The 13,836-nt window shown below is 67.1% G+C and carries 9 protein-coding genes; 7 read left to right on the forward strand and 2 right to left on the reverse strand.

Translation table 11 applies throughout. From position 1 onward, the window contains the following. Positions 1–453 precede the first annotated feature (453 nt). The 3 genes from F3J20_RS29205 (at position 454) to F3J20_RS29215 (ending at position 5,928) form a co-directional block, all read left to right on the forward strand. Positions 454–2,493 carry a protein kinase gene (locus F3J20_RS29205; protein WP_167285585.1) on the forward strand — a complete coding sequence of 680 codons (2,040 nt, stop codon included), beginning with the start codon at positions 454–456 and terminating at the stop codon, positions 2,491–2,493. 45 nt (positions 2,494–2,538) lie between these two features. Next, a complete protein-coding gene (locus F3J20_RS29210) occupies positions 2,539–4,467 on the forward strand; it encodes an MltA domain-containing protein (RefSeq protein ID WP_167285586.1) in 1,929 nt (642 codons plus the stop codon). Positions 4,468–4,809: 342 nt separating this feature from the next. Continuing rightward, positions 4,810–5,928, forward strand: a complete 1,119-nt coding sequence (locus F3J20_RS29215; protein WP_275691495.1) for a 3-deoxy-7-phosphoheptulonate synthase — start codon at positions 4,810–4,812, stop codon at positions 5,926–5,928. Positions 5,929–6,131: 203 nt separating this feature from the next. Here F3J20_RS29215 and F3J20_RS29220 read toward each other — a convergent pair whose 3' ends face one another. Then, positions 6,132–6,410, reverse strand: a complete 279-nt coding sequence (locus F3J20_RS29220; protein ID WP_167039836.1) for an HU family DNA-binding protein — start codon at positions 6,408–6,410, stop codon at positions 6,132–6,134. Between the two features lie 676 nt (positions 6,411–7,086). Here F3J20_RS29220 and F3J20_RS29225 point away from each other — a divergent pair. The 3 genes from F3J20_RS29225 (at position 7,087) to F3J20_RS29235 (ending at position 11,664) form a co-directional block, all read left to right on the forward strand. Then, on the forward strand, positions 7,087–9,066 hold the full coding sequence (locus F3J20_RS29225; RefSeq protein ID WP_167039834.1) for an EAL domain-containing protein: 1,980 nt from the start codon (positions 7,087–7,089) through the stop codon (positions 9,064–9,066). Between the two features lie 268 nt (positions 9,067–9,334). Further along, entirely contained in the window at positions 9,335–10,252 is a 918-nt protein-coding gene (locus F3J20_RS29230) for a LysR substrate-binding domain-containing protein (RefSeq protein ID WP_167285587.1), read from the forward strand. 149 nt (positions 10,253–10,401) lie between these two features. Continuing rightward, on the forward strand, positions 10,402–11,664 hold the full coding sequence (locus F3J20_RS29235; protein ID WP_167285588.1) for an MFS transporter: 1,263 nt from the start codon (positions 10,402–10,404) through the stop codon (positions 11,662–11,664). Positions 11,665–11,721: 57 nt separating this feature from the next. Here the strand turns inward: F3J20_RS29235 and F3J20_RS29240 are convergent, their stop codons facing one another. Next, positions 11,722–12,327 carry a peroxidase-related enzyme gene (locus F3J20_RS29240; RefSeq protein WP_167039828.1) on the reverse strand — a complete coding sequence of 202 codons (606 nt, stop codon included), beginning with the start codon at positions 12,325–12,327 and terminating at the stop codon, positions 11,722–11,724. Positions 12,328–12,750: 423 nt separating this feature from the next. Here F3J20_RS29240 and F3J20_RS29245 point away from each other — a divergent pair, with 423 nt between their 5' ends. Continuing rightward, the gene (locus tag F3J20_RS29245) at positions 12,751–13,770 is read left to right on the forward strand and encodes a DedA family protein/thiosulfate sulfurtransferase GlpE (protein ID WP_167039826.1); all 1,020 of its coding nucleotides are present in this window, start codon (positions 12,751–12,753) and stop codon (positions 13,768–13,770) included. Positions 13,771–13,836 lie beyond the last annotated feature (66 nt).

Raw genomic sequence — 13,836 nt, forward strand, 5'->3', positions numbered from 1 at the left:
CTGCGCAGGAGGCGCCGCGCCCACCAGCAGCGCGCCGGCCACGAGCGCGCCCGTGAGCCACACCGTATCGATACCCCGGGTCAACGTCACGACAGCGCGCCGGCCGATACCGCGCACGACGCTGTGTGCCATCCCGCTTGATAAGCCTTGGCGCTCGTTCACTTTAACTTCCTGCAAGAAGGCAAAAGGAAGCGGCTGGGACGGAATGCGCGCACAACCCTCGTGTTGCGCGCCGCGATTTTTTGTTACTACCGTGTAAACGAATCATGCGCGCCGATTTTGAAACAGGGAGCGCGCGCCGCGAGCACCGCCCGGCGCGGTTCGCGCTCGTGCGCCGAGCCGTTTTCAAAAAGCGGCGCGCTGATTCGTCTTCAAGGTGGACGCGCCTGCGCGCGAGGGTGGCGCTCGCGTATGCCGGGCGCGGCCGTCGTCCACTCCAAAGAGCCGAAGCCGATGAGCAGCCCCGACGACAAAACCGTGATCGTGCAACGGCCACCCGCAGCGGACGGTCCGCCGGTCGCAGCCGAAAACGCGGACCCCGATCGTACCGTCGTCACCCGCCCTGCCGCGCAGAGCCCGAACGCGCAACATGCGCTCGCCGCCGGCACCCGGCTCGGCGAGTTCGAGATCGTCGAATTGATCGGCGAAGGTGGCTTCGGCATCGTCTATCTCGCCTACGATACCCAGCTCGGCCGCCACGTCGCGCTCAAGGAATACATTCCGGCCGCGCTGGCTTCGCGGGTCGGCGCGGCCGAAGTGTCGGTCAAGTCGGAGCGCCATGAGGAGACCTTTCGCGCCGGCCTGAAAAGCTTCATCAACGAGGCGCGGCTGCTCGCCCGCTTCGATCATCATTCGCTCGTCAAGGTGTACCGGTTCTGGGAAGCCAACGGCACCGCGTATATGGTGATGCCGTACTACGAAGGCATGACGCTGCGCGACGGCTTGCGCCGCCTGCCCGCGCCCCCGGACGAAGCCTGGCTGCGCGCGCTGCTTGCACCGCTGATCGAAGCGCTGGCGGTGCTGCATGCGGCGCAGTGCTATCACCGCGACATCGCGCCGGACAACATCATGCTGCTCAAGGGCAGCGGCCGCCCCGTGCTGCTCGACTTCGGCGCGGCGCGGCGGGTGATCGGCGACATGACCCAGGCCTTGACGGTGATCCTGAAGCCCGGCTATGCGCCCATCGAGCAATACGCCGAAGTGGCGGCGCTGAAACAGGGGCCGTGGACCGATGTGTATGCGCTAGCGGCGGTGGTCTATTTCGCGATCGAGGGCAAGACGCCGCCGCCCTCGGTCGGCCGGCTGATGAGCGATACCTATGTGCCGCTCGCCACGACCGCGGCGGGCCGGTATAGCGAGCGGTTTTTGCGCGCGATCGACCACGCGCTCGCGGTGAGCCCCGAGCAGCGTCCGCAAAGCGTTCAGGCACTCGCGAGCGAACTGGGCATTGCGATCGATACGTCCGATGCCGGGCAGGAGGCGCATGAGGACACCTCTCGCGCCCCCGTCGATGCGGCGGGCGCCGGCGCGCCAACGGTGCCGCCCGTCACCGTCGCGGCGAAGCGCAACGAGCCGGCGACGGCGGCCGTCACCGCGACTGGTGCCGACGGTCAACGGAAACGCGCGGGGCTGATCGCGGCGGGGGTGGTTGGCGTCGTTGCGCTGGCGGCGGTCGGCACCTGGTTCGCGACGCGCACGCCACCGGCCGCGAGTACTGCTGCGACCACGACAGCGACCACAACCGCGACGGCAACGGCAAGCACCGGGGCTCCCGGTGCAACGACGCCGAAGCCCGTCGACGCCGCGCCGACGACTCCGGCCGATATCGCTCAAAGTCCGGCGACCACGGCCCCCGCGCCGGTCATCGGGAGCACGCCTGCAACGCCCCCCGCCAGCGTCACGCCAACGCCTGCCGCACCTGCTGCGCCTACCGTTCCTGCCGAGTCGGCCGCATCGGCCGACACCCTCGCCCCCTACACGCCCGCCAGCGAGCTGGAGCGGATTGCGTCGCTGGCCGATCCCGCGATTCATGTCACCGCCACGCCGAGCAGCGCGACCGCCATGATCGGCAAGGATCATCTGCAATTCAGACTCGCCAGCAATCGGGCCGGTTATGTGTACGTCTTCATGGTCGATCCGGACGGGCAGTACCTGCTGCTGTTTCCAAACGGACTGGACCGCAACAACCGGATCGCCGCCGCTCAGACGCTCTCGCTGCCGCGCGCGAGCTGGCCGATGCTGGCGGGCAATCCGCCGGGGCCGAATCACTTCCTGACGCTGGTCTCGACGACGCCGCGCGATTTCTCCGACGGCGGACTGAAGCCCGCGGCACCGTTCCAGACCTTCCCCGAAGGCGCCCAGCACGCAGCGGCCGCGCGCCGCAGCCCGAGCTACTCGCCGTTCGCGGGCAAGCCGCGCTGCCCGGCCGGCAGCGCGAATTGCACCGGCGAGTTCGGCGCCGCCACATTCACCATCGATGCCGTCAAGCCGTGAGGCTAGCCGCGCGCACGATGTTCGCGATGGCCCGAAGGAGGCCGCATGCAAAAGGTTCCGCTTCTTCTGCTTGCGCTGACCGCCACGCTCTCGGGTTGCGTCAGCAACAATCCTGCGACGAGCGTGGTCCTGGGGGCCACGAGTCATGCGGCGGTCTCGTCGTCGCCGGTCTCGCCGGTCGCAGCGGTATCGACAGGTGAGCAGGCGGCGACGGTATCGGCATCGTCCGCCGCGCAACCCGCGTTGACCGCACCGCCGCTCGCGCAACCTGTCGCGCCGCCACCGCGCATGCCCGCTGCGGCGATGGCGCCGCCAACGGCACAGGCACAGGCAACGGCTGCGAGCCCGACCGGCGGCGCGGTCAGCGGCGGCACTACTGGCACTACTGGCACTACTGGCACTACTGGCACCACAACCAGCGGCACCGCCAGCACACCACCCAAACCCGCCCTCGCCAGCGGCTTCGCCACGCGCCACGCGTACTACGAGCCGACCGCGTTCGGCGATCTGCCCGGCTGGGACACCGACGACGTCGCCGCATCCTGGGACGCGTTCCGCCGCAGTTGCCTCGTGCTCGGCGCGCGCAGCGGCTGGTCGGACCCATGCAATGCCGCGCGCGCGGTGGATGCGCGCAACGTCGCGGCCATCCGGCATTTCTTCGAAACGTATTTCAACGCCTATCAGATCCGCAATCCCGACCGCTCGGCCGACGGCACCATGACCGGCTACTACGAGCCCCTGCTCAACGGCAGCCCGCAGTACGGCGGCGCCTACGTCTATCCGCTCTACGGCACGCCGACCGACATGCTCTATCTCGACGCGCGGCGTTTGCCGGACCGCGCGCGCGGCAGCGTGAGCGCGGCGCGCATCGAGGGGCGCAACGTGATCCCGCTCGGCGACGCAACCGGCACGACGAGCGGCGGCGCCAACCCGAAGGGCGTCTATACGCTCGACCTGCGCGACAGCGTGCCGGATATCCGCGACAAGAAGATCCGCCTGCGGCTCGACGGCGAGCGCATCGTGCCGTACTACACCCGAGCCGAGATCGAGCGCGGCGCCTTGAAGGCGCCGGTCCTCGCCTATGTCGACGATCCGGTGATGCTGTATTCGATGCAGTTGCAAGGCGCGGGCAAGGTCCGCATGAGCGACGGCTCGATCCGCCGCTTTGCCTATGCCGAACAGAACGGCCGACCGTTTCTGCCGCCGCTCGCGCACAACGGCAACGCGGCGGCCGGCGCGCGCAAGCTCGTGGTGCGCGGCATGGAGATGCAGGTCGACGTCGGCGACGACGACGCGCCGGCCGCGGGCAACGACGGCGACGCAGCGCCCACCACCGCCGATGACGACGAACCCTCGTCGCCGCTGCTGCGCGGCTTCACACTGGCGACGAGCACGCCGTCGAGCGCGGGCACGATCACGCCGGCCATCGCGGACACCGCCGGCGCGCACAAGCCGGGCAATGCGGCAAGCGCCGCAATCGGTGCAACCGGCGCGCATGACGCGAACGCAACGCGGCCTCGCCCCGTGTTCGCGATCACCGATCCGAGCTATGTGTTCTTCCGCGCGATTCCGGATTCGCTGAATGGTCCGCTGGGCGCGTTGGGCGTGCCGCTGTCGGCGGGACGCTCGGTGGCCGTCGATCCGCGCACCACGCCGCTCGGCGCGCCGGTGTTCGTCTCCACGCGCGACGACCCCGCGGCGCCCGGCGCGGTCAACCGTCTGATGCTGGCGCAGGATTCGGGGGGCGCGATTCAGGGGGCCGTGCGGGCCGACTACTTCTACGGCTTCGGTCAAACCGCGCAGACGCAGGCAAGCTACACCAAGGAACGGCTGCGCATGTGGGTGCTGCTGCCCAAAGGCCTGCACATCGCCGCGCAGGAGACCTCGCTGAAAACGCGCGGAGCCGGGCCTGCCGCATCGGATGCCGATTGCCTCGTCAGCGATCCCGTGCTCTGCGTGGACGACACGCCTTAGGCGTGTCGCGCAAAGCGGCGGCGGCTTCGCGTGCGTGGCCACGGGTGGGCGCGGGCGGGCGCGCGTAGCCGCGGCTGATCGTGCAGTACCCCGCATGATCGCGCCGGCCCCCGCGAGGCCGCCCGGCCAGCGCCGAACACGGCGTGCCGCCCATGCCCCAGCGAACCTCCGCGTGCCGATGTCATAATCGCGCCAGCGCATTCCGCGCGCGGTCGCGCCCGTCCTCGCGCGCCGACCCGCGCGGCCCCCGTCAAACCCCACGCAGCGCCCGCGCTTTCGGCACGCCGGCGCGCGCATGGAAAGGCGGCCACGCCGCCTTATCAACCGCTTCCGGAGAAGATTTTGAGCGCCCTCGACAACCCCTTGCACGATCAGGAAATCGGCTCGGCCGACGCGACCCAGGACACCACGCGCATCGACGACGTGCGCATCGGCGCGGTCCGTCCGCTGATCTCGCCCGCGCTGCTGCAGGACGAACTGCCGGTGCCGCCCGCGGTGCAGACGCTCGTCGAAAAGACCCGCGTGGAAATCGCCGATATTCTGCATGGCCGCGACGACCGGCTCGTGCTGATCGTCGGTCCCTGCTCGATTCACGATCACGACCAGGCGATCGAATACGCGCACAAGCTGAAGGCCGCCGCCGATCACTACAAGGACAACCTGCTGATCGTGATGCGCGTGTACTTCGAAAAGCCGCGCACGACGGTCGGCTGGAAAGGCTATATCAACGATCCGCGTCTGGACGGCAGCTTCCGCATCAACGAAGGCCTGCGTCTCGCGCGGCAACTGCTGCTCGACATCAACGGGCTGGGGCTCGCCACCGCGACCGAATTCCTCGATCTGCTCAGCCCGCAGTACATCGCCGATCTGATCGCCTGGGGCGCGATCGGCGCGCGCACGACCGAGAGCCAGAGCCATCGGCAACTCGCTTCGGGGCTCAGCTGCCCGATCGGTTTCAAGAACGGCACCGACGGCGGCGTGCAGGTCGCCGCCGATGCGATCGTCGCGGCGCGCGCGAGCCACGCGTTCATGGGCATGACGAAAATGGGCATGGCCGCGATCTTCGAAACGCGCGGCAACGACGATGCGCACGTGATCCTGCGCGGCGGCAAGAAAGGACCGAACTACGACAGCGCGGCGGTCCAGGCGACCTGCGAGGCGCTCGGTTCAGCGGGTCTGCGCGAACAGGTGATGATCGACTGCTCGCATGCGAACTCGAACAAGTCGCATCTGCGTCAGATCGAGGTGGCGCAGGATATCGCGCGGCAGTTGTCGCAAGGCGAGCGCCGCATCATCGGCGTCATGCTGGAGAGTCATCTGGAAGAAGGGCGTCAGGACCTGAAGCCCGGCGTGCCGTTGCGTCACGGCGTGTCGATTACGGATGCCTGCGTGAGCTGGACGCAAACCGAGCCGGTGCTCGCGATACTCGCCGACGCCACCCGTCAGCGTCGCGCGGGCTGAGCCGCCGCGCGCCTGCGGCAGCCTGGCTTTCGCTGAAAGCCAGGCACACGCGCCACGCCAGCCGCCGGACCAACCTGCCTGTCGGGATTGCCGGGGTTGGGCAGCGCGTGATTCCTCACACCCGATGCCGCGCCTTTGTGCGCCTCACGGCACGCATGGCATGCTGGAGAGCGCAGCGCGCGTCCGGTGTGAAGCGCGTTCCATTACGACGCGTTGACGGCTTCCTTGAACGCCTTGCCCGCGGTGAACTTCACCGTCTTGGCGGCAGCGATCTGGATTTCCTCGCCCGTCGACGGGTTGCGACCCACGCGTGCTGCGCGCGCGCCGGTCGAGAAAGAACCGAAACCGACCAGTTGCACCGTATCGCCGCCCACCACGGCCTTGGTCACCGCTTCGACGATCGCGTCGATGGTCTGGCCGGTGGCCGCTTTGCTTTCGCCCGTCGCTGCGGCGACTGCGTCAATCAGTTCCTGTTTGTTCATAGCACTTCCCGTATGGTAATCATGGAACCGGCGCCCTTTCGAGGCGCCGGGACCGACACACTAACGCATAGCCCCACCTTCGCGCAAACCCTTGGTGTAAGGCTTGTATCGCCGACGCGGGGCACATTTAACGATTTCCCGGCGCAAAGTGCCATAAGAATCGCGGGCTTATGCGTGCCGGCCATTTCGGGCGCGCGCGCCGCGCATCACAATCCGTTGCAATTTCAGTGCTTTAGCGCGGACCCCGCGCGTATCGCGGGCCTCGCCGTCATGGCGGGGCGGTTCGCGGCGAGTGCGCTCCACACGTGCGCGATGCTCTGAAAATTTACTTTCGGCAAGCCATTAAAAATCGTGGCGACCGTGCGGCAAGGCCTTCCTGCGCTGTCTTGCCGCCGCCCTACGCGCTGCCGTATCGCGCTTTTTTTGATGCGCGGCCAACCCGGCATGTTGTGGCACTTTGAACATGACACGGCATAAACGACTGGTTTCGCCGCGATCTACGCTCATCATCCGGTAGTACTTACCGGCAAGAATGCGAGCCCGTCTTCGTTTTCCCGGTGTTTCTGCGTGGAGCCCGGTGGCCCGTCCGCATCGACGAGACGGCCCGCTCAAGTTTCGCAGCATCCCGCCGATATAGAAGCGGCGCGGGCCGCGCAAACGTCTTCGAGGGATGGGAATGGTTTGGCTAGCAAGGTTGAGAAAAGCGCTGTCGGTCGCGCAAGGCGATCCGGAAATCGTGCGCGCGCAGTTGCAGGCATTCAGCCGCCAGATACCGCTTCTGTACTTCATTCTGCTCGTCAACACGGCCTCGGTCGCGATCACGCATCTCGATAGCGCGCCGGCCCCGGTGTCGATCTACATGCCCGCGGCGCTCGGCCTGATGTGCATCGCGCGCTGCGTGCGCTGGTGGCGCGTGCGGCATCGCGCGCTGACCCCGGAGCAGGCCGTCGCCGAAATGCACAGCCTGACCTGGCTCGTCGGTCTGTTCGGCGTCGCGTTCTGCGCCTGGTCGCTGCTGCTGTTTCCGTACGGCACCGCCTTCGAGCGGGCCCAGGTCGCGTTCTATATGGCCACGACGCTGGTCGGCTGCGTGTTCTGCCTGATCCATCTGCGCGTGCCGGCGCTGCTGCTGCTTTGCATCGTCATCCTGAGTTTCGCCGTCTTCTTCGTTCTGACGGGCTATCCGGTCTTTATGGCGATGGCGGTCGACATGACGCTCGTGGGCGTCGCGCTCGCGCTCGTCATTCAGCGCTACTGGCGCACCTTCGCCGACGCCGTGCATGCGCAGCGCGAATTGCAGGCGAGCCAGCAGAATACGCAGCGTCTGAGCGACGACAACTTCCGGCTCGCGAACATCGACAGCCTCACCGACCTGCCGAACCGGCGCAGTTTCTTCGCGTCGCTGCGCGAGATGTCGGAGCAGGCCTTCGCCACCGGCGGCAGCTTCAACGTCGGCCTCATCGATCTGGACGGCTTCAAGCAGGTCAACGATATCTACGGGCATTCGAGCGGCGATCTGGTGCTGCAGGAAGTCGGCGCGCGCCTGCTCGCGCTCGACGAACCGGGGCTGCTGTTCGCGCGCCTCGGCGGCGACGAATTCGGCGTGCTCGTGCAGTACAAGCTCTCGAACGACACGCTGATCGAGTTGGGGCAACGCATCTGCGATACGCTGAGCCAGCCGTATCAGGTCGCGGACAACGTCGCGGAACTGTCGGGCACGATCGGCTGGGCCGCGTTTCCCGAAGCGGGGTCGACGGTCGCGCAGGTGTTCGAGCGCGCCGACGCCGCGCTCTACGTCGGCAAGGAAAATCGCCGCGGCATGCCGGTGATTTTCTCGACCGAACACGAGACACGCATTCGCCGCCTGAGTCTCGTCACCCAGGAACTGCGTCACGCCGATCTCGACGCAGAGCTGTTCCTCGAATTCCAGCCGATTTACGATCTGCTCACGCTGCGGCCCATCGGGCTCGAAGCGCTCGGCCGCTGGCAGAACACGCGGCTCGGCATGGTCAGGCCCGAGGAGTTCATTCGGATTGCAGAGCGTACCGAACTGATTCTGTGCATCACCGAAGTGCTGCTGCGCCGGGCACTCGCCGAAGTCGTGCACTGGCCGCCCGTGCTCTATCTGTCGTTCAATCTGTCGGCGGTCGATATCTCGACGTCGGCACGCGCGCGGCGGCTCATCGATATCGTGCTGGACAGCGGCGTGCCGCCGCATCGCGTGACGTTCGAAATCACCGAGACCGCGTTGACGCGCGATTTCGAACAGGCGCGCAGCGCGCTCACGATGCTCAAGCAGGCCGGCTGCCGCGTTTCGCTCGACGATTTCGGCACCGGCTATTCGAGTCTCAGCTACGTGCACCGCCTGCCGTTCGATACGATCAAGATCGACCGCGGTTTCGTGAGCGACGTCGACTCGAACAGCGCGTCGAAGAAGATCATCAAGTCCGTGATCGACCTGTGCCGCAATCTCGGCCTCGAATGCGTGGTCGAAGGACTCGAAACGCCGTTGCAGGCCGAGGTCGTCAAGGCGCTCGGCGCACGCGCGGTGCAGGGCTATCTGTTCAGCCTGCCGATGCGGGCGAGCGCGGTCGGCACCTATCTGCGCGCCGCGCTCGCGCAGGGTCACGCGGCGGAAGTGGAAGCGCAGGGCTAGCCGCGCGCCGCGACGTGCCCGCCATGCGGGCGGGGCAAGGTATGCTTGCGCGAGACGCGGTTGTCTGGCATCAGGCCATGCTGTCGGGCCGTACTATCCATGCTATCGGGCCGCACTATCGAACCACGCGATCGGGTTGTACTACCGGGCTGCACTACCGGACCGCACTATCTGGTCGCACTTCGGGTCGCACTTCGCAATACCGCACACGAGACATCACGCAGCACGCGCGCCGTTCGCGAGACGGCCGCTCCAGGGGGAACGCATCATGCCGCTTCGTTTGCCGCCACTGCCCGCGCTTCGCTTTTTCGAAGCGGCCGGCCGGCTCCAAAGTTTCAAGCTCGCCGCGGCGGAGCTCAACGTCACGCCGAGCGCGGTCAGCCACGGCATCGTCGGCCTCGAACAGGCGCTCGGCGTCGAGCTGTTCGTGCGCGAACCGCGCGGCATTTCGCTGACGGCGACGGGCGCCGATTATCTGTCGTACGTGTCCGAGGCGTTTTCGCTGATCGCAATCGGCACGCAGCGTCTGCCGAATCATCGCGCGGACCGCCCCATCGCGCTCAGTTGCGCGCCGACCTTCGCCGCACTCTGGCTATTGCCGCGTCTCGCCGGGTTTCGCGCGCGCTGGCCGAACGTCAGCGTGAGCGTGGATACGTCGCATCGTCAAGTGGGCTTTCCGGTGGACGGCTTCGATTTCGCGATTCGCATGAGCCGCGCGCCGGTTGCCGGCATGGCCTGGACGCGTCTGTTCGGCGAGCGTTTCGTGCCCGTGTGCAGCCCCGCCTATCGGCAAACGCTGCTCGACGAGCACGGCGCGGCGAGCCTGCAACACGCGACGCTGATTCACGTGAACGCCGCCAGCGAAGACTGGCAGGCGTGGCTCGACGCAACCGGCGCCGATGGCGTCGACGTGAGCGGCGGCCTGCGCGTCGACACGATCCAGCTTGCGTTCGAGGCGGCCAGCATGGGGCTTGGCGTCGCGCTCGGCCGCAAGCCGCTCGTCGACGGCGCTCTCGCGAGCGGCGCGCTCGTCGAGGCCTGCGCGGGCACGATCGCGTCGACCACCGCCTACTGGCTCGTCAGCGCCGAAAACGCGGAAAGCGCGATTCGCCGGCCGGAGCTGGCCGACTTCAAGCGCTGGCTCGCCGACTCGGCGGCACAGTTCGATTCGCAGGCCGCGGCGTAATCGCACGGCATGGGCGCGACATAACTGTGGCATAAGCGCGGCATAGGCACGGCACCGGAACAGATGAGCCACGCTCACCTGTCGCCGAAAACTTTTCTTTTGCCGCAGCGGCTGCGGACTGCGAACATGGCGCTCAAGGAGAACCCGCCATGTCGACCACCCATAGCAAGCGCTACCCCGCTGCCTTCCATCCGACGACGACCACGCTCGTGATCGTCGCCGGCGCGCTCGTCCTGAGCGCGACGATGGGCATCCGCCAAACCTTCGGGCTGTTCATCGGCCCCTTCTCGTTCGATCGCGGCGTACCGGTCACGCAGATCGCGTTCGCAATCGCACTGCACAACCTCGTATGGGGCTTCGCGCAGCCGTTCGCGGGCGCGGCCGCGGACCGCTACGGCTCGGCGCCCGTGGTCGCGTTCGGCGCGACGACCTTCGCGGCCGGCCTCGGGCTCGCGGCGGTCGCGCCGGGCGGCGCCTTGCTGATCGTCGGCATGGGCCTGCTGGTCGGCATCGGCGTGAGCTGCACGACGTTCGGCGTCGTGCTGCCGGCAGTGGGCCGCATCGCCTCGCCGGAAAAACGCAGCCTCGCGATGGGCCTCGTCAGCGCCGGCGGCTCCGCGGGCCAGGTGTTGATGGTGCCGCTCGTGCAAGGCATCCGCCTGCACGCGGGGATCGCGACCTCGCTGTTCGTGCTCGCGTTCGTGATGCTGCTGGTCGCGCCGCTCGGTATCGTGCTCGACCGGCGCGCCCCGACACCGGCGGGCGCTCAGCCGCAGGAAGCGCCGGCCATCCCGCTGCGTGCCGTATTCGCGCAGGCCGCGCGCAATCGCGGCTACCTGCTGCTCACGCTCGGCTTCTTCACGTGCGGCTTCCAGCTCGCGTTCATCGCCACGCATCTGCCCGAGTATCTGACGCTCTGCCATATGCCGCTCGGACTCGGCGCCACCGCGCTCGCGCTGATCGGCCTCTTCAACATGGCGGGCAGCTGGGCATGCGGCTGGCTCGGCGGCCGCTTCCGGCAACATTACGTGCTCGGCTGGCTTTATCTGCTGCGCAGCGCGACGATCGGCGTATTCTTCGTGCTGCCGAAAAGCGCCACGTCCGTCGTGCTTTTCGCGGCCGTAATGGGCCTCACGTGGCTCGGCACCGTGCCGCTCACGAGCGGTCTCGTCGCCAAGGTGTTCGGCACGCGCCATCTCGGCAGCCTGTTCGGCATCTGCTTTCTGAGCCATCAGATCGGCTCGTTTCTCGGCGCATGGCTCGGCGGCCTCGTCTTCGATCTGACCGGCTCGTACTCGCTGCTGTGGGAAGCGACCGTTGTCGCCGGCGTGCTGGCCGCGATGCTGCACTTCCCGATCGACGATACGGCGGCGAGCGCGCCCGCGCCGCGCGCCAGCCCTGCGCGCGCCTGAGGCGAACCTCGCTGCGAGCCGCTGCCGCTACGGATACCGAAGCAATCTCAGCCGAGGCTATTTCTTCGGCGTGTCCGCGGCGGCTTTCGGCACGCGCCCCATCAGATAGAACTCGTCGTTCGGACGCATCGAGATCACGTTGGCCATGCGGTTCGACAGGCCGAAAAACGCGGTAATCGCCGCGATGTCCCAGATGTCTTCGTCGGTCAAGCCGTGCCCGCGCAGCGTCCGGAAATCGTCCTCGCCGACCGTGCCGGACGCGCGGCACACCTTGAGCGCGAAATCGAGCATCGCCTTCTGACGCTCGGTGATGTCGGCCTTGCGATGATTGACGGCGACCTGGTCCGCGAGCAACGGCGCCTTTTCGTAGATGCGCAAAATCGCGCCGTGCGCGACGACGCAGTACAGACAATCGTTGAGCGCGCTCGTCGCGACCACGATCATCTCGCGCTCGCCTTTCGTGAGACCGCCTTCCTTCAGCATCAACGCATCGTGATAAGCAAAGAACGCGCGGAATTCGTCGGGGCGATGCGCGAGCGTCAGAAACACGTTCGGCACGAAACCGGCTTTCTCCTGCACCTCGAGAATGCGGGTACGGATATCGTCAGGCCACTCGCCGGGCTCGGGCACCGGGTAGCGGCTGATGGGCTGAAGCGTTGCCATACGCTGTCTCCGTGATGTCCTTCAGGGTGTGGAGATCATTGTAGCAACGCCCTGGCGACGCCGTTCGCGCCGAACAAGGTCCGATATCGCCGCGCGCAATCAGGCGGCCGAACATGAACGCGCAGTGCCGTACGATCCGTTGGGGGATGGGTGATGCGGTGCAGTGTCGCATCGCTTATCCCGCATGGTTCGGCTTTCCGATCCCCCGTCAAGGCAACCCACCCCGGCCCACCCCTCCCCTCCGCCGCAAAAACCCCGCCGCGCCGCGTGCTTTCACAACGCCGACCCGCTACCTGTGCTTAAATCCGTCTTTCGCGCCGACGCGCGCGCCTGCTCCCGCGAGGCCGCCAGCGTCGCCCGTGCCATGCACCGGCCGGGCGCGGGCGAATTCCTTCTTCTGCTTGCCTTATCAGGAGCGCGGTTGTGTGGCATTTTCCGGTTGCGATTCCAGCCTCTCTCGGCGTGTGGGCCGTGTTCATGAGCGTGCTCGTCACGCAGCTCGGCATGCCGATTCCGGCCGCGCCGATGCTGATTCTCGGCGGAACCATGGCAGCCATGGGACAGACCTCGTACGCCGCCGTGGTGTGCGCGGCGGTCGGCGCCACGCTGCTGGCCGACTCGCTATGGTTTTTCGCCGGACGCGCGTACGGCCGCCGCTTGCTGAACTACCTCGTGCGCTTCTCGCTGTCGCTGGACACGACCCTGCGCGCCACGCGCAACACCTATGAGCGCTATGGCGCGCCGATTCTCGTGGTCGCGAAGTTTCTGCCGGGCGTCGGGCTGATTTCCGCGCCGCTGCTCGGCACGACCGCAATCGGGGTCGGCGTGTTCCTGTGGTGGGACCTGATCGGCGCCACGCTGTGGGCCAGCGCATGGGTCATCGGCGGCGGCGCGCTGCACGATCAGATCGTGCAATTGATGCTGCTCGTGCGGCGCAACGGCGGCACGATCGTCGATACGTTCGCGGTGATCTTCGCGGTAGCTCTGCTCTATCGCTGGTTACGCCGTTTGCAGTTTCGCCGCTGGCTCGCGCATACGCGCATTTCGCCCGACCAGCTCGACGAGATGATGAAGTCGAACGAGCCGCCGCTGATTCTCGACGCGCGTCCACACACCGTGCGCGAAAAAGAATCGCACCGGATTGCCGGCGCGCGGCCGCTCGACCTCGATTCACCCGATCCGATTCATCCGGACTTTCTGAAGCGGCCGATCGTCGTCTATTGCGTGTGTCCCAACGAGGCGACGGCCAAGCGCATCGTCAAGCAACTGCATCGCAAGAACATTCATCATGTGCGCGCGCTGAAGGGCGGCCTCGATGCATGGGAAAAGCGCGGCTATCCGGTCGAGCCGTTGCCGCCCGACTTCAATACGGCCATGGCGCATATGCTCGAAGACAAGGGCAACGAGGGCGAATATACGGTGCGCGCGCGACTCGCGGAATAGCTATTGACAGCCCATCACACCACTCCTGTCATCGAGCGTCACCCACGACATGACGCGCGCGCTCAC

Origin of the sequence: Paraburkholderia sp. Cy-641 (genome assembly GCF_011752945.1) — a bacterium.
In the GTDB taxonomy this organism is placed as follows: domain Bacteria; phylum Pseudomonadota; class Gammaproteobacteria; order Burkholderiales; family Burkholderiaceae; genus Paraburkholderia.